The organism is Clostridium sp. LBM24168 (assembly GCF_052953915.1).
This window is the reverse complement of record NZ_CP196861.1, coordinates 1,040,788-1,056,519: the sequence shown is the minus strand read 5'-3', so window position 1 is coordinate 1,056,519 and position 15,732 is coordinate 1,040,788. Positions and strand designations below refer to the sequence as shown.

Below are 15,732 nucleotides of genomic sequence, written 5' to 3'. Positions count from 1 at the left end.
TAAAAGCGTTTCAAGGTTTTTAATTTTTTTCTATTTCAATACCAGCTAATTTCATTAAATATACAGCATTTCTCGTGTCTGAAATTCCTTCTTTCAATTTATAGTCAAAATAAATCTTGTTATTCCTGTAATATTCGGAAAAATGATAATTTCTAATTTTCGATTCTTTATAATTTGTCATTTCGCCTAGCTCCAAATCATGAGTAGATATAAATCCTAAATTATCGGTTTTACTCAATTGTTTTACTAAGATCATTGCTCCAGTATGCCTGTCTATAGAATTGGTTCCTTTAAAAATTTCATCTAATAAAAACAATATCCTTTGTCCTTTTTTTGAGCCTTCAACAATATTCTTAATTCTCAATATCTCTGCATAAAAAGAAGATATATTTTGTTCCAAGTTATCATTTATCCTCATACAGCTGTAAAGATCCATAATAGTGCAGAAAAATTTCTCGGCACATACAGGAGCCCCGGCATATGCCAATACAATATTAATCCCTACAGTTCTCAAAAATGTGCTCTTTCCAGACATATTAGACCCTGTTACAAGCATAACCGAATAAGCTTTTCCTATATTCAAGTCATTACATACACGCTTTTTTTCTTCCAGAAGAGGATGCCCCATATTTTTTGCTGTAATTTTTGATGATCCAGCTACAATCCCAGGCATAACCCAATGTGGATTATCATATTTAATAACTGCAATGCTGCATAAAGCTTCCAATTCTCCTATTACATCAATCCACTCCTGGAAGCTGTTTCCCGACTTAATCTTCCATTTTTCAACAGAAATATTCCAGTAATATTCTATCATGAGGATTGGATTCAAAATGGGATACAACATATTACGCCTATTGGCTATAGACCCACATATTTTAGAAAAAGCCTCTATTTGGCTGTATGCACTTGATCCATCATTACTGTAAAGTTTTCTACATAAATTTACAATATACTTTGATTTAAATTCATGCTCCTCTATAAGTCTAAACATATTTTTATACATTTTTATATCAGAATTATATCTTTCAGCAATAACTAAATTTTTAATTCTGTCTTTTTTATTTATTTTTAGAATAATACACTGAACTAAAATTAGAGTGACAGGAACATAAGAGGGCATCAAATAAAATATTTTTGGTACAGTTTTATGAACATCAAATAAGGCAGCTAAAATAAAGGAAACTATTTTAACCACTAGGGTTAAAGTAGTTACTGCTGTTACAGTTGAAAGAATTCTTAAAATCCAAATTGTTTGTTTTTTTAATATGGAATTTTTTCTCTCTTTTAACCATAAAAAAAGTTCCTTTGAATTCTGTTTGTTATTTGAAATCATTTTTCCTTCTGCTTCAAATCGCTGTCTAAAATAGATTTTATGTGCAAGCTCTATAACTGCGGACTGTCTGTCATATATACTTTGCTTATCTCGAGGCTTTTCTACCAGCAATTTTTTTAACTTCTGCCTCCCAATACAAGTGTGGGCTGTATTTATCAATTGAAATAGAGAACCTTTGCCAAAAATATCAAGATCATATGAATAATTGTGATTTTTATCTATAAAGTCCTCGCCAACATCCTCAAAATTCTTCCATTCTCCATTTAATCGTTTTATTGAAGTGTGATTTACTTCAGTCAATACAACCGAGTACATTATTTTAGCTTTCATGTTTGTCTGTAAATAAACTAGATAGAATAACAAACTGATTATAATTAAAACTATAAGATTAAATATAAAAGGTTTTCTTAATATATACATTTCTATTAAAACTATAAATCCTGTTATAAAAATAATAAGTCTTAGATTACTTATGCCAGTCATACATTTTTGTTGTCTTTTAATTAATAAATTGTACCTGTGTTTTCTTTTTTCATATTCTTCCAGTGCCGATAACATTTCCTTAATCCCTCCAATTAAATCATCCTTCATCTGTTTTGTCCTGAAACCACCTTTTTAAAGGAGTTATAAAAATTTTTACCTGAATTCTTGAATCTATTATAATACTACCATTGCTTACTTTCATTTCAACTGTTTTCCGTAAATGAAAATATTGATATATCATTACAATTGAGTTATAATAAAACACGTATTAAACATGTTTGAAAATGAGGTGTTAAATTGAAGCCATCAAATAATACAAAGGCTCTATTGATAAAAACTGTAATAGAATTATTGCAGGAATGCGATGATATTTCAGAAATAACCTCAAGAAAAATAACAAAAAGAGCCAACGTGAATTTATCAACAATAAATTACTACTTTAATTCCAAAGATGAGCTGGTAAATATTTCAGTAAATAAATTAATAGGCGACACCGCAGATATATATTTTCAAAATATGACAAACAGCAGCAGTTCGCCAAAAGATAAGCTTAGAAATTTCTTGATTAGTATTAGTGATATGATTGTCAATTATGAAAAATATACAAAACAGATAATTCCCTATATTTTATTAAAGAAGGAATTTATTCAAACTCTGGGAATACTTCCTCTGGTCAAAAGTTGTTTTAAAGAAAACAAAAGTGAGAAAAAGTACAAAATTATTTCATATCAATTGATTTCATTTATGCAGCTGGTATTTTATAGATCAGATGAATTTAAATCTTTCAGTAAAATTGACATCATGAACAAAAAAGAAAGAGATGAACTCATCGATATGGAATTGAATCTATTGATCGAATCAGAAGCTTTGGAGGTTAATGATGGAAAAAGCATTTAATTTATCTGAATATATGAGCAGTGGTATTGAAATTATAATAAAGAACGTTTTGAAATCATCTGTAAAAAATCCAAAAGAAACTAAATTTTTAATAAAATATATGCTATCGGTAACAGCTGCAAAGGATAGAAGAAATATGCTTGAAAGTGAAGGAGAACATATTCCTCCATTTTTAATGGCAAGCATTTCCTCCAGCTGCAATTTATACTGCAAGGGGTGTTATGCACGGGCCAACAACTCCTGCGGAGATAATTTAAAGAACAGTGAAATATCAGAAGAAAGATGGGAACAGCTATTTAATGAAGCAAAGGAACTTGGGATCTCATTTATATTGCTTTTAGGTGGAGAACCTTTAATGAGGAGAGGTATTATTGAAAAAGCTTCTTCTGTTAAAGAAATAGTTTTTCCGATTTTCACAAATGGAACCATGCTTGATGAAGATTATATGAATTTATTTGATAAAAATAGAAATCTGGTGCCAATGATAAGTATTGAAGGCAATGAGTGTCAAACTGACTCCAGGCGTGGGAAAAATACCTATAATTCAATAATGACTGCAGTGGATAATTTAAATAAAAAAAGAATTTTGTTTGGATGTTCTATAACTGTAACAACTGAAAATATAACAACTGTCACAAACAAAGGATTTGTACAGGAGCTTTATAATAAAGGAACAAAAATACTGATATTTGTAGAGTATACTCCGGTAATCAAATCCACTGAAAAACTTGCACCTACAACCAAAGAACGCCTCTTACTGGGAAAAAATCTGGAAGAATTAAGACAATCATTTGAAAACATGGTATTTTTATCATTTCCTGGTGATGAGAAATACATGGGTGGATGTCTGGCGGCTGGAAGAGGATTTTTTCACATAAGTGCCAATGGTAACACAGAACCATGCCCGCTCTCACCCTATTCAGATGTAAATTTGAAAGAATCCAGCCTAAAAGAGGCTTTAAAATCACCATTATTCAAAAAACTTAAGGATAATAAAATGCTAGCTGGAGAACATGAGGGCGGATGTCTGTTATTTGAAAATGAAGATGATGTTAAAAAACTATTAAATACATGATTATAAAACATACTTTTATCTCATACCCAATTGATATACTTATTAATTACGAATTTTAACTATTTTATATATTATTTCTTAATTTGATATATATTATAAAGGTATTGTTTTTGTTTTCCGCCCATACTTCTCCCTTATGCAGCCCCACAATATTCTTGACTATGGCGAGTCCCAATCCTGAATTATTTTCATGTGAATTTCTTGACTTGTCCCCCATATAAAACCTTTCAAATATCTTTCCAATTTGCTCATCCGACAAATTCTGAATTGGCTTGCTTTGAAAGCTCACCGCTGTGTTTTCTTTATCTGAAGTTATATCAACGTATACACTGCTATTTTTTACACTGTATTTTACAGCGTTTGTCAATATGTTTTGAAAAGCCCTGCTAATAAGATAGGGATCAACATTCAATTTCAGATTCGGTATATCATACTTTTTTACAAATTCAATTCCCGATTTCTCCGCTAGAATTGACATCTCCCCTATAATCTGTTCCATGATTTCAACAATATTCACATTACACAGCTCAGGTTCTACTTCACCGCTTTCCAGCTTTGAATACTGAAACAGATTGTCTACCAACAGCTTGAGTTTTTCCGCCCTTTCCAGGGACTTTTTACTGTAGATTTCTCTATCTTTTACGGAAGTGTTTTCGTCGTTTAACAGATACAGGTAGCCAATTAAAGACGTAAGAGGTGTTCTCAAATCATGGGACATATTCGTTATCAATTCATTTTTAAACCTCTGAAGAGATTTTTCACGATTCATCATGTTTTTCAGATTAAAGGACATCCTATTTATTTCCTCTGCCAGAATTCTCAGTTCGTCGCTGCCTATTTTTTCAAGTTTACAGTCTAAGTTTTGCTGGGAAATTTTTACTATACACTTACAGATATATTTTATATACCTGGCTTTTTTATAAGACCAGAAATAAATAATTCCCAGCGAGATAACGATTGGGAATGCTATTATATATACATGCTTAAATATTTCATAGTAAGTACCTGAAACTTTCCAGGTAACAAGTACATATTTATTTCCTGATATATTCAAATCATATAATTCATATACTGTTTTTCCAGTGTGATCTTTCACCATACACTCTCTTATAAAATTCAAATCCATATATTTGTCTTTTACTGTATTTGATTTAAGAACTACATTGCCTTTCATGTCGGCAATTGCTATATTCACATTATTCAATTTTGACAGATTATTTATATAGTAATTATTTTGGATATCAGTGGACTTAACATATCTTACAACCTGTACATAAGTATCATTTGATGCATTGAGAAAATTTTGGGTATTATTTTTATCATAAATTATGATCTGGACAGAAACAGCTATTCCAATTACCAGCACCATAAAACTGAATATATTAATTATAAGAAGTTGCCTGGATATACTTTTTAGAAAAAATTTTCTAATTCTATCTATCAATTTTATAGCCTACCCCCCAGACAACTTTTATGTATTTTGGCCTTCCTGGATTTATCTCTATCTTCTCCCTTATATTTCTTATATGAACTGCCACTGTATTCTTGGAATTGTAAAAAGGTTCATTCCATACATTTTCATATATAATTTCTGTACTAAGCACCCTTCCTCTATTCTCCGCAAGCACCTTCAAAATTGAGAATTCAATGGGAGTGAGTCCTACTGAATTTTCTCCCACAAATACCTCATGGGATTCAGTATCTATTGTAAGATCATCTATAACAATTTTACCTCTATCCTGGTGTTTTTCTCCATTGAATTCTGAATATCTCCTGATTTGGGATCTCACTCTGGCCACAAGTTCCAGTGGATTAAAGGGTTTGGTAACATAGTCATCGGCACCTATGTCAAGACTAAGTATTTTGCTGCTGGGATCATCTTTTGCAGAAAGCATTATTATAGGTATTTTTTTCTCTTTTCTAATTTCAATGCAGGTATGCAATCCATCCGGCCCAGGCATCATTATATCCAATATTATCAAATCCACATGCTGTTTTTTCAATTTTTCTATTGCTGATCCTCCGTTACAAGCAGTAATTACTTCAAATTTATCATTCTGAAGATAAATTTTTATTATATCCAGAATATCCTTGTCATCATCTACTACCAATACGCTGTATCCCTTCATGCCAAATTCACCTTTCTGCAGCTCAAAGTTTGAACTTCAACTTAAATTATAACAATAATTTTATTATAACATGTTTTACAATTTTACCTTTTTTATAAATTTCATAAGGTTAATTTTCTCAGCAAAATATGAGAAAAAATAAATCATGACAAAGGTACATGGAAATGAATAGCGTGGTTGACCTTCAGAAATGAAATACATAAAGGCAAACATATAAAAGCAAACAAGATTATATATTAAATAATGATCTACAGGCTTTTTACTTGAAAATTCTTTAATTGTTCTTATACTATATACAAACAACATGATTAAAGCTGGGATAAATATCGCATATCTTGCAGCATAAGCATAAAATGAAAATATAAATTTTAAAATTGGATTTATGTCTGCACCGTTGAAACTGTAACCTATTTCACTGAAACCAACATAGGTAATGAACAGCCTTTTAAACCCAAGCTGAATGAATTCTACAGGATGTGCTTTTATCCATTTTTGTGCTGCACTTGAGAGCATTTTGCTTTTTTCTGTAGCATTGGCATTTATATACTTAGTCTTTTTAACAATAGAATTGTCCACATTTCCGGCATCCATCCACATACCATATTTGTTCTGGGAATTATTATTTATATAAAGCACTATCCCTCCGTTATTGGATATAAAAGTCAATTGTCCCATAAGTCTAGTATTTCTATACAACCATGGGGATATTGCTAAAATACTTATTACAAATATGATAATCGAATGTTTCAATACCGTCAAAAACTTTATTTTCAAGCACAGTTCCACTATAAAGACCAGAAGAAAAAGCCCTAGAAAAAATGGTTTTATCATGGCACCCGCTGCTACCAGTACACCAATTAATATATATTTATATTTAACATCATGGAAATACAAATACGTTATTAAAAGCAATATCGTAGTAAATAGTATTTCCCCCGCCAAAATGCTATTGTAAAATATATTGCTCGGGAAAACAACAAATAGACCATATATAAATCTACGTCTCTTTTCACTCAAGTCCGCCTTTTTTAATATTTTATAAAAAAGTATGTAGTTTACTAATGTAAGCATTAAATTAAAAATTTTTGCTGCTGCCAGACTACTGCCAAAAATTCTATATACAAGCCCCAGCACAATTGGATATCCAACAGAAGTATATGTATCTCCCCAGGCTCCTCCTACAGCTATCTGCCTAGCCAGTCCATAGTAGTAGGCAAAATCTGAAAATGGCTGCGTATTTACCAAAACCACCCACAGTATACCAATTAAAATTCCAAACAAGGTAACTTTTTTATAATATTTCTCCATGACAATCCTCCTTTTGATTTTCATCTCAAATTTCATTTTAAAAAAACTTTTTAAAGAATCAACTATAGAATTTATGAAGATTTAATGAAGATTATACTGATATGTCATTTTATATAGTCCTTAAAATAGTAAAAGCTAATAGGTTAATTCCCTATTAGCAAGCCCAAAATATTCCATCCAGTAGAAGACTGATCTTTATACAATTCCGTATATCCACATCTCTTGCAGCTGACAGTAATAAATTTCTTATTCTGTACATCAAATATTTTTGCGAAATTTCCTCCTGTTGCCTGAAGATGTATGGAAATATCACCGTACTGTCATGAGACGTATAACAATATAGTATAATGGCCCCAAGAATTTAGACAAAAAATGCTTGCTTTTTAGTTAGCCATAATATCTTCATACTGTGGCTGATGGATTAATCTAATTGCTTTTTTTAACTTTATTTATTAGTTCTTTTATATCTTCATCTATATCTGGATATCTTAACTTTAGATTATCAAGTACATTCACCGTAGTTTTTAACACAATATAGTCTCTAAACCATCTTTTATTGGCAGGAACAATATTCCATGGAGCTTCATCAGTACTGCAATTACATAGCAAGTCTTCGTAATATTGCTGGTACTTATTCCAAAACTTTCTCTCCTTAAGATCTGATGCTGAAAATTTCCAGTGCTTTTCTGGAATCTCCAATCTATCTTCTAATTTTTTCTTCTGAAAGTCCTTCGATATATGCAGAAAAAATTTTATTATTACAGTATTGTTGCTTACAAGAAATTTTTCAAACATATTTATTTCTTTGAATCTATTAAAAGCTGTATTATCATCTATAAGCCCATGTACACGTGTAACCAGTACATCTTCATAATATGATCTGTTAAAAATGGTTATGATACCCCTTTTGGGAACTGATTTGTGTATTCTCCAAAGATAATCGTGCCCTAATTCTTCTTGAGTTGGCTCTTTAAAGCTTTCTACTCTGAATCCATTGGGATTTATTCCGGTGAATAGCTTCCTGGTAGTTCCATCCTTGCCGCTGCAGTCTATTCCCTGCAGTACTATAAGCAGTGCAAATTTTTTGGAAGCATAGAAAATATCCTGAAGGTGTGCAAACTTCTTTTGTAAATTTAAGTATTCTTCATTAATGGAATCCTTTGATAATCCATCAGTATCATTAGGATCAAAAGTTCTCAAATCAATTTGCTGTTGTGACTCAATTATAAATTTGTTCATAGTTTTAATCTCCTCTATATATCTTACTTAAAATAGTTTTACAAGTACTTTAAAAATTATACATATTCAATGAACTTATTTTCTGGACATAGAGAAACACCCTTAACGTAGTTTTGGCTATTTGCCATGTCTACTTTAAGGGGTCATACTCCAAAGGAAATGTCTCCATGTCCCCTGAAGTGATGGCCATGTTCCATAAATTTCTCCAGCATCTGTTTGCGAAGATCCTCGTTGTCACCTCCGAACTGCTCTTGAAGCCCTTTAATAATACGCTTGAGATATTCACTGAGATTGGATAGTTCCTCATTGCTCAGGCAGTCAAACACTTTCTCCAGTTCAGGCGACGTATCATCATCTATCTCACTGGCTGCTGCAGCACCTTTTTCAGTCAGTTTTACATTGAAGCTGCGACGGTCTTTCTCTGATGTCTCACGCTGGGGATATATCCGTTTTTTCCAATTTGTTCAGAAGTTCCGCCAGAGCCTGCCTGCTCATATCTAAAAGATAAGTCAATTCTTTCTGACTAATTTCGGGTTTCATCTTCAATATTGAAAGAACACGACCCTGACCTCTATGTGGATTGCTAAAAGGTCCAAAATCCCTAAGATTTTGCATTTGATAACGGTGCAGTAGTTTATGCAGATATGTGAACTGTTCTAAAATTTCTTCTCTTATTTCACTCATGTGAAATACCTTCCTTTCACTAATTTTAATTACCTAGGTATTTTTGTCAAGTACTTGACTATAGTATAATAATCCAAAGCGGACTTGTCAAGTACCTGACAAAAATTTATGAGGATTTTTTAGCAGCATCCAAACATAATTTATAAAAATCTCAAATGTACTAATCTGTCGTTAAAATTGTTTTTAAAGGCAGGAATAAGTGACGGTATCCTCAGCCATCTCCATCTTGCTCTATGATAGTCAAAAAAATTCTTCTCTGATACAAATTCAATATTTTTATTGTATTTCAGCATTTCCTTTCCTGACTTTATGCCCCATTTGAATGTAACTCCAACCTTCTTGGCAGTATCATGATGTCTGCTGCCTTTTACTACAATTGGAGTCATCATTTCAAAAATCATTTCCGACTCCGGGAATCCGTTCACCAATTTGTTCATAAGCTCTTTGATTTCACTTTCTTCAAAATACATGAGTACTCCTTCAGCTATAATAAGTACAGCTCGGTCAAGTGCATCTATTTCTTGAATCCATGAATAATCTAAAACCGATTTGGATATCATCCTGTATCTTTCCGTTTCTTTTAAAAATTTTTTCTTTATTCTGATAGGCTCCGGCAGATCCAGATCATACCACACGATTTTCCCATTATCCACTCTAAAATATCGGGTATCCAATCCACAGCCTATGTTCACAATCACAACTTCAGGATTCCTATTTATAAATTTCCTGGTTTCATTGTCAAATAGCTCAGTACGGACAGCAACACCAGTTTGTGAAACCCACGCTCCATCAAATTTTGAAAAATCATAATCAATTTTTTCAACCATTTCCACTGCCATATAATCCTTAAACATGGAATCTTTCCGCTTTGTTTCAGCCGCCCTTGCCCAAAGCGGTATAAGGAGTGTTTCTGGAATTCCAGTCAATTTCTGTATCATTTTAAGCCTCCTGTTAGGTACTATACCTACAACCAATTTGAACTTTTATAATAACTTAATTATATTGCAATTGATACTCATTTTCAATATGTCTTTTGCACATACCTGCGCTTCTTGAACGCCAATGAAAAAGCGATATATGTTATATAGTTGGAAAGTATGGGGATTGGTATAAAACATCCTGTAAAAGGAGAAGAAATATGTTCCGTAATTTTATCAAAAGACCATACTCTAACTGTAGAAGATGTTAGAAAATATTGCATAGAGTGTCTTTAACCATACTTACAACTAAAGAGGACACAGATGGTTAACAAATTAAAATTAAATTCAAACGGCAAAATTGATATTAATAGTTTATTTCATTCAAATTTTTAATTCAAGATATTTTTCCCTCAATATATCACTATATTGCTACTTCTACCCTTAAAATGAACTAGATAGAGTTAATATGTTAAACATTACTTTCTTTTTTCATCATCATTATCCAATCAGAAATTGTATCCATTACCAGTTTGCAGTTTCCACAATTACAGTGGTTGCTTGCCTGCTCTGCTTCTGTCATTAAGCGAAAGGTCATGGAATGAACATTTGTAAGAAGATTTATTTCCTGACTAACTTTTCGATAATTGACGAAATGGTCCTGAGATGCCCCGATAATTAAAATATCTTGGTATATCCTATCCGCTACTGGCGCTATTTTATATTGGCTTATTTTCTGCAGATATTCATAGGGAGTACTGGCTTCATATGCATACATTCCATGTTTAAGTCCCCAGTTGATCATTTCATTACTCTGTTTTAATTTTTTGCCAATTATAAAATTTATGATCCTGCCGGCCTTTAACTTAAATAAAAGCCGGGTCAGCTTTTGAGATTTAGGAGGAATTGCCTCTATTACTACGTCTGAAAAATCAGGGAAAACGGACCATGCCACAACTTTTTTAATTCTTTTTTCAAAAGCAGCTGCAATACGCCGCCTTGACCGGGTCCTTCAAAAAGATATACATCAAATCCCCGTTGTGAAAGGTACAGCATGGGAAAAAAGAATTCCTCAAAGTATGAATCATTGCCTCCGTGAAGCAAGTCTGTAATAGGCCATTGCATTTTCAATTCTCCCCTCTGTTTCAGCTTCCTGCGCCAGTTTTATAAGTTCTTCCTTCCAGCTCCTGCTGCTCACAATTTTAGAAGCAATCTTCTCAATGTCCTCCAGGCGCCCGCCATTCCACATTATCGCTCTATTTAACTGAAAGTTAAAATTAGGTTCTGAATTCAACTGATATAGTCCTTTCTTAAAGGAAATTTCTTTTGCTTTCATTTTATCATCTCCAAAAAATAAATAAGAACATGGAAACAGTAATATTTTATCTCTGCTACCCATGCCTTTATTATAATAAAGAAATAATAAGCTGACTTTCAAATACATGCTGATTCTTATAACCGGTTAAAATATTTTACACTGCCCTTTAATCTCACTGGCAGTTATTCCAAGAAATTTTCTGCTGGTGGAAGAAAAGTGAGATGGGCTATTAAATCCAGCAGTCATAGCGGCAAAAGTAATATTAAAATTCTTCAATAAAAATTGATATGCCTTTCTCAATTTAAGCAAAGCCAGATAGCTGCTCAAGGGCACACCCACCTGCTCTTTGAAAAGATGAGAAAATCTACTTTGGGAAAGATGAACACTCCTGCAAATTGCAGAGATTGTTTCAGTGTCAATACTGCTTGCATTAGAAACATGATTCAGCGCCCATTGAATTCTATCGTCTTTAGCAATTTGTTCTTCAAAATTCAAATTAAGCAGTGAAAATGTCCGGTGGCAAGAGTAATCATATTGCTTTCTTGTGGTTTCCTGCAAATCAACAGATTTCTTATAAGTTCTTCTCATTTTACAAACCACTTCCGACGGTATAATAGAATAAGATGCTCCACATAATAAATTTTTTTCTATACCTTCAGCTAGACTGCTCGCCTCATCTATAAGAAATACAAGCAGTTTGTTATTCTTGGACTGAACCGTATGCAGTACACATTAAGTCTCCATCAAGGGACAATATAATATGTTTGGCAAGATGATGGTGAACAAAAGGTTGTCTGTATCCCGCATTTATTAAAATGTAATTTGGTTTCATATAAACTGTAGTCATAATTATTCCTCTCTTTTTAAAATACAATCTTTTGGAGAAAAATGCAATGAATATTCAGAGTTTTAAATAGACAACCCTAAAATTCCACAGTACCCTTGTCTCCATCTTTAAGTACACTTGTAGCACTGCCGCAGCCAAGCACCACAGGAATATTGTACTCCCTTGCTACAATGGCATTATGGGAAAGAGGTCCTCCAGTATCGGAAATTACTGCCTTTGCCATGTACAAACTTTCTTCCCTGTTTAGGAGTTGTATTATGGATTGTAATTATAAATTCCTTTAAAATATTAAATTTACATTAAAACTTCTTAGAATTGCTTTTAAATAGATAAAATGATATACTTTTCATATCCCCCCATATGGGATATGAAAAGAGGTCTATTTATGAATAAAAACAATAACCATGAAAGTACAAAAGCCGTTGTAAACCGTCTTTCAAGAGCTATAGGCCATCTACAATATGTAAAAAAGATGGTTGAAGATGGACGTGACTGCAGTGAAATCCTAATTCAAATAGCAGCTGTAAGAAATGCAATCAACAATACAGGTAAAGTAATCCTTAAAGATCATATAAATCACTGTGTAGTAACAGCAATAGAAAATAATGATAAAAAAACTCTTGAAGATCTAAACAAGGCAATTGATAAATTTATAAAATAACTACTACAGGTGGCGTTAGAAATGAAATCAAATAAATATAATTCAATTTTTTTTGCAGTATCTTCCTCATTATTATATGCAATTAGCATTCCCGTATCAAAAGTACTGCTAAAAGAAATAACTCCTACTATGATGTCTACACTTCTTTACTTTGGAGCAGGATCAGGTATGTTTTTTATCAATTTAATTATTCAAAAAAAAGGCAAAAGTAAAAATGAAGAAAAATTAACAAAAAATGAACTTCCTTTTATAATTGGAATGATTGTCTCAGATATCGCTGCTCCTATTTTTTTGATGATGGGATTGACTTTAACCACCTCTTCAAATGCTTCACTATTAAGCAATTTTGAAATTGCGGCCACCTCAATAATTGCTTTTATTATATTCAATGAACCTGTAAATAAAAGACTTTGGACTGCAATTATTTTGATAACAATTTCTTGTATTATTTTATCAATACATAACACAGGAAGCTTTTCTTTTTCAATTGGTTCACTATTTATTGTATCATGCTGTATCTTTTGGGGATTTGAAAACAACTGCACTAGAATGCTTTCAACAAAAGATCCTATGGAAATAGTAATCATCAAAGGCCTTGGTTCAAGTGCAGGTTCATTTCTAATTGCTCTTTTTCTAAATCAATGGAGCACCAATATTTTATTTATTATATCGGCAATCATAATTGGTTTTTTTTCATATGGATTAAGCATATTTTTTTATGTTTATGCACAGAGATATCTTGGAGCTGCAAAGACTAGCGCCTATTATGCACTAACTCCCTTTATTTCAGCAGGACTCTCGTTTATTATTTTAAAGGAGACTCCAAATACATACTTTTTTCTAGCACTAATAATTATGATAGCAGGAACTTATCTGGTATCAACAGACAGCAGTTAAATTATGGATTCTTATTAATGATGAAATAGTCTTAAATTTGAAAAGGCCATTACCATATTATAATCATTGCATGCTTCTATCACAATATCATCTCTTACAGAACCACCCGGCTCGACAATATACTCAACTCCGCTTTTAGACGCTCTGTCTATATTATCTCTGAATGGGAAAAATGCATCAGAACCTAGAGAAACTCCATTAAGTTTTGAAAGCCAATTTTCCTTCTCTTCTTCTGTAAGTTTTCTTGGGACTTCAGTAAATATCTCCCTCCAGCATCGGATCTCCTCCTCTGTTACATCATTGCGGAGATATTGATCTATTGCATTATCTTTCTCTGCTTTTTTAAGTCCAGCTTTAAATGGAAGTGACAAAACTGAAGGATGCTGTCTTAAAAACCATATATCTGCTTTCGATCCAGCCAGCCTTGTACAGTGAATTCTGGATTGCTGTCCTGCTCCGACTCCAATTACTTGCCCATCAAGTACAAAGCATACAGAATTGGATTGAGTGTATTTAAGTGTAATCATGGATATTAAAAGATCTCTTTTTACGCTTTTAGTTATATCTTTTCTTTTTGTTACTATATTTTTTAAAAGTTCATCTGTTATAATTGCATCATTTCTTTTCTGCTCAAAGGTTATTCCAAATATTTCTCTTTTTTCTATTTTACGTGGTTCATAATCTTTATCAATTTGTATTATACAATAATTTCCTCCTTTTTTCTTCTTCAAAATCTCAAGAGCATCCTTATTGTAAGATGGTGCAATTACCCCATCCGAAACAGTACTCTTTAATACCTTAGCTGTAGATAAATCGACTTCATCACTTAAAGCCGCAAAATCTCCATAAGAAGACATTCTATCAGCACCTCTCGCCCTGCAATATGCAGTAGCTGCAGGCGAAAGATCCACACCTTCAACTGAATATGCCTTTCTTAATGTGTCATCAAGTGGTACCGCAACTGCAGCACCTGCAGGACTTACATGTTTAAAAGAAGCTGCGCTTGCAAGACCTGTAGCATTTTTCAATTCCTTAACAAGCTGCCATGAATTAAGTGCATCCATAAGGTTTATGTATCCAGGCTCACCATTTATAACCTCAAATGGAAGTACTCCTCTTTTAACATAAACTCTTGCTGGTTTCTGGTGTGGATTACATCCATACTTTAATACGAGTTCATTATTTCTCATCTAAATTACTTCCTTTCAAAATTTAAGCACAAAAAAAACCGGGTAAATATCTAAAACTACCCAGGCGGTCGATACAAATTATATTCAATCATGCTTCATATGGTAAACTCCATTTCCGCCAGTCGCATGATTACTCATTGTTTACTAAATTATATTATACTCCAATTGTCATGTCAATCCAAATAAAAGACAATCATACAATTTTATAAACTAATCAGCTAGATCGTAATTTAAGGTAGTATCTTATTCTTAAATAAGAAGACAACAATCCTAACGCTAAAGTAGCATAAAGCAAAAAATTCATCAAATAATTTAGCTCAGCATAAAGCAAAAAATTAAAAATACATGCTGCTCCAGGAACAACAAAGAACAAGGCCGCTGTGACTTTTCCCCACTTATCAAAAACAAAAGGATTTATTGATATACTATAGTATTTTTTTATAAAAACTGAGGTAAATAAAAATTCCACAAATTTAAAACATATAAATACAAAAAACCACAATGGTAACATATTTAAAATTATTAAAGTCAAATAAGAAGAAAATATGAAGATCAAATCTGCAAAAATATCAAGTTTGGCACCTAATTTTGAAGTACAGTTTATTTTTCTTGCAATATAACCATCCACAAAATCAGATATACATATACATAAAAATATAATTAGCATCTCAAAGAATTTATGTTGTGTATATTTAAAATTATCCAGTATATTTAAAACAAATAAAATTGACATAAATATCCTTGTTGTAGT

19 protein-coding genes, 1 pseudogene and 1 riboswitch are annotated in these 15,732 nt (G+C 32.2%); of the genes and pseudogenes, 5 read left to right on the top strand and 15 right to left on the bottom strand.

Annotated elements, in window-relative coordinates; genetic code table 11:
- Positions 1-19: 19 nt before the first annotated feature.
- Positions 20-1,927, bottom strand: coding sequence for a MutS-related protein (locus ACSVC9_RS05220; protein WP_446899292.1), 1,908 nt, complete (start codon positions 1,925-1,927; stop codon positions 20-22).
- A 189-nt stretch (positions 1,928-2,116) separates the two neighbouring features.
- On the opposite strand from ACSVC9_RS05220, the gene ACSVC9_RS05215 reads away from it, so the two are divergent.
- Together ACSVC9_RS05215 and ACSVC9_RS05210 are read left to right on the top strand one after the other, a co-directional pair.
- Positions 2,117-2,716 (top strand): TetR/AcrR family transcriptional regulator, encoded by a 600-nt coding sequence (locus ACSVC9_RS05215; RefSeq protein WP_446899291.1) that lies wholly within the window; start codon positions 2,117-2,119, stop codon positions 2,714-2,716.
- Positions 2,700-3,791, top strand: a complete 1,092-nt coding sequence (locus ACSVC9_RS05210) for a radical SAM protein (RefSeq protein WP_446899290.1) — start codon at positions 2,700-2,702, stop codon at positions 3,789-3,791. The genes ACSVC9_RS05215 and ACSVC9_RS05210 overlap by 17 nt, the downstream gene beginning before the upstream one ends.
- 64 nt (positions 3,792-3,855) lie before the next feature.
- Here the strand turns inward: ACSVC9_RS05210 and ACSVC9_RS05205 are convergent, their stop codons facing one another.
- From ACSVC9_RS05205 to ACSVC9_RS05170, 8 genes are all read right to left on the bottom strand, one after another.
- Complete coding sequence (locus ACSVC9_RS05205; RefSeq protein WP_446899289.1) at positions 3,856-5,235, bottom strand: HAMP domain-containing sensor histidine kinase; 1,380 nt, start codon at positions 5,233-5,235, stop codon at positions 3,856-3,858.
- Positions 5,225-5,920, bottom strand: coding sequence for a response regulator transcription factor (locus tag ACSVC9_RS05200; RefSeq protein WP_446899288.1), 696 nt, complete (start codon positions 5,918-5,920; stop codon positions 5,225-5,227). Before ACSVC9_RS05200 ends, ACSVC9_RS05205 begins: the two co-directional genes overlap by 11 nt.
- Before the next feature lie 75 nt (positions 5,921-5,995).
- The gene (locus ACSVC9_RS05195) at positions 5,996-7,228 is read right to left on the bottom strand and encodes a hypothetical protein (protein WP_446899287.1); all 1,233 of its coding nucleotides are present in this window, start codon (positions 7,226-7,228) and stop codon (positions 5,996-5,998) included.
- 143 nt (positions 7,229-7,371) lie between these two features.
- Positions 7,372-7,536 carry a zinc ribbon domain-containing protein gene (locus ACSVC9_RS05190; protein ID WP_446899808.1) on the bottom strand — a complete coding sequence of 55 codons (165 nt, stop codon included), beginning with the start codon at positions 7,534-7,536 and terminating at the stop codon, positions 7,372-7,374.
- Positions 7,537-7,654: 118 nt separating this feature from the next.
- Complete coding sequence (locus ACSVC9_RS05185; protein WP_446899286.1) at positions 7,655-8,467, bottom strand: PPK2 family polyphosphate kinase; 813 nt, start codon at positions 8,465-8,467, stop codon at positions 7,655-7,657.
- 143 nt (positions 8,468-8,610) lie between these two features.
- Entirely contained in the window at positions 8,611-8,793 is a 183-nt protein-coding gene (locus ACSVC9_RS05180; protein ID WP_446899285.1) for a hypothetical protein, read from the bottom strand.
- 103 nt (positions 8,794-8,896) lie between these two features.
- Complete coding sequence (locus ACSVC9_RS05175; RefSeq protein ID WP_446899284.1) at positions 8,897-9,151, bottom strand: hypothetical protein; 255 nt, start codon at positions 9,149-9,151, stop codon at positions 8,897-8,899.
- A gap of 140 nt (positions 9,152-9,291) precedes the next feature.
- A complete protein-coding gene (locus tag ACSVC9_RS05170; RefSeq protein ID WP_446899283.1) occupies positions 9,292-10,089 on the bottom strand; it encodes a class I SAM-dependent methyltransferase in 798 nt (265 codons plus the stop codon).
- 150 nt (positions 10,090-10,239) lie between these two features.
- On the opposite strand from ACSVC9_RS05170, the gene ACSVC9_RS05165 reads away from it, so the two are divergent.
- The gene (locus ACSVC9_RS05165) at positions 10,240-10,365 is read left to right on the top strand and encodes a hypothetical protein (protein WP_446899282.1); all 126 of its coding nucleotides are present in this window, start codon (positions 10,240-10,242) and stop codon (positions 10,363-10,365) included.
- Between the two features lie 175 nt (positions 10,366-10,540).
- Here the strand turns inward: ACSVC9_RS05165 and ACSVC9_RS05160 are convergent, their stop codons facing one another.
- The 4 genes and pseudogenes from ACSVC9_RS05160 to ACSVC9_RS05145 all read right to left on the bottom strand — a co-directional run.
- Positions 10,541-11,023: a hypothetical protein gene (locus tag ACSVC9_RS05160; RefSeq protein WP_446899281.1), complete on the bottom strand. Its 483-nt coding sequence runs from the start codon at positions 11,021-11,023 to the stop codon at positions 10,541-10,543.
- A 129-nt stretch (positions 11,024-11,152) separates the two neighbouring features.
- Positions 11,153-11,404: a hypothetical protein gene (locus tag ACSVC9_RS05155; RefSeq protein WP_446899280.1), complete on the bottom strand. Its 252-nt coding sequence runs from the start codon at positions 11,402-11,404 to the stop codon at positions 11,153-11,155.
- A gap of 126 nt (positions 11,405-11,530) precedes the next feature.
- On the bottom strand, positions 11,531-11,974 hold the full coding sequence (locus ACSVC9_RS05150; protein ID WP_446899279.1) for a helix-turn-helix transcriptional regulator: 444 nt from the start codon (positions 11,972-11,974) through the stop codon (positions 11,531-11,533).
- Between the two features lie 335 nt (positions 11,975-12,309).
- A pseudogene (locus tag ACSVC9_RS05145) lies at positions 12,310-12,456 on the bottom strand (PEP-utilizing enzyme); the annotation flags it as partial.
- A gap of 162 nt (positions 12,457-12,618) precedes the next feature.
- On the opposite strand from ACSVC9_RS05145, the gene ACSVC9_RS05140 reads away from it, so the two are divergent.
- Both ACSVC9_RS05140 and ACSVC9_RS05135 read left to right on the top strand, forming a co-directional pair.
- Entirely contained in the window at positions 12,619-12,894 is a 276-nt protein-coding gene (locus ACSVC9_RS05140; RefSeq protein ID WP_446899278.1) for a metal-sensing transcriptional repressor, read from the top strand.
- Between the two features lie 21 nt (positions 12,895-12,915).
- Positions 12,916-13,791 carry a DMT family transporter gene (locus ACSVC9_RS05135; protein ID WP_446899277.1) on the top strand — a complete coding sequence of 292 codons (876 nt, stop codon included), beginning with the start codon at positions 12,916-12,918 and terminating at the stop codon, positions 13,789-13,791.
- Positions 13,792-13,805: 14 nt separating this feature from the next.
- Here the strand turns inward: ACSVC9_RS05135 and ACSVC9_RS05130 are convergent, their stop codons facing one another.
- Together ACSVC9_RS05130 and ACSVC9_RS05125 are read right to left on the bottom strand one after the other, a co-directional pair.
- Entirely contained in the window at positions 13,806-14,981 is a 1,176-nt protein-coding gene (locus tag ACSVC9_RS05130) for a phosphoribosylaminoimidazolecarboxamide formyltransferase (protein WP_446899276.1), read from the bottom strand.
- A 51-nt stretch (positions 14,982-15,032) separates the two neighbouring features.
- Positions 15,033-15,117: riboswitch (ZMP/ZTP riboswitch) on the bottom strand.
- Between the two features lie 78 nt (positions 15,118-15,195).
- On the bottom strand, positions 15,196-15,714 hold the full coding sequence (locus tag ACSVC9_RS05125; RefSeq protein ID WP_446899807.1) for a CDP-alcohol phosphatidyltransferase family protein: 519 nt from the start codon (positions 15,712-15,714) through the stop codon (positions 15,196-15,198).
- Between the last annotated feature and the right edge of the window lie 18 nt (positions 15,715-15,732).

Excerpts from the sequence above, each read along its gene's own strand:
- ACSVC9_RS05200 (WP_446899288.1), bottom strand. The coding sequence starts at position 5,920 with ATGAAGGGATACAGCGTATTGGTAGTAGATGATGACAAGGATATTCTG.
- ACSVC9_RS05220 (WP_446899292.1), bottom strand. The coding sequence starts at position 1,927 with ATGAAGGATGATTTAATTGGAGGGATTAAGGAAATGTTATCGGCACTG.
- ACSVC9_RS05170 (WP_446899283.1), bottom strand. The coding sequence starts at position 10,089 with ATGATACAGAAATTGACTGGAATTCCAGAAACACTCCTTATACCGCTT.
- ACSVC9_RS05130 (WP_446899276.1), bottom strand. The coding sequence starts at position 14,981 with ATGAGAAATAATGAACTCGTATTAAAGTATGGATGTAATCCACACCAG.
- ACSVC9_RS05185 (WP_446899286.1), bottom strand. The coding sequence starts at position 8,467 with ATGAACAAATTTATAATTGAGTCACAACAGCAAATTGATTTGAGAACT.
- ACSVC9_RS05175 (WP_446899284.1), bottom strand. The coding sequence starts at position 9,151 with ATGAGTGAAATAAGAGAAGAAATTTTAGAACAGTTCACATATCTGCAT.
- ACSVC9_RS05135 (WP_446899277.1), top strand. The coding sequence starts at position 12,916 with ATGAAATCAAATAAATATAATTCAATTTTTTTTGCAGTATCTTCCTCA.
- ACSVC9_RS05125 (WP_446899807.1), bottom strand. The coding sequence starts at position 15,714 with ATGTCAATTTTATTTGTTTTAAATATACTGGATAATTTTAAATATACA.
- ACSVC9_RS05140 (WP_446899278.1), top strand. The coding sequence starts at position 12,619 with ATGAATAAAAACAATAACCATGAAAGTACAAAAGCCGTTGTAAACCGT.
- ACSVC9_RS05210 (WP_446899290.1), top strand. The coding sequence starts at position 2,700 with ATGGAAAAAGCATTTAATTTATCTGAATATATGAGCAGTGGTATTGAA.
- ACSVC9_RS05150 (WP_446899279.1), bottom strand. The coding sequence starts at position 11,974 with ATGAGAAGAACTTATAAGAAATCTGTTGATTTGCAGGAAACCACAAGA.
- ACSVC9_RS05195 (WP_446899287.1), bottom strand. The coding sequence starts at position 7,228 with ATGGAGAAATATTATAAAAAAGTTACCTTGTTTGGAATTTTAATTGGT.
- ACSVC9_RS05155 (WP_446899280.1), bottom strand. The coding sequence starts at position 11,404 with ATGAAAGCAAAAGAAATTTCCTTTAAGAAAGGACTATATCAGTTGAAT.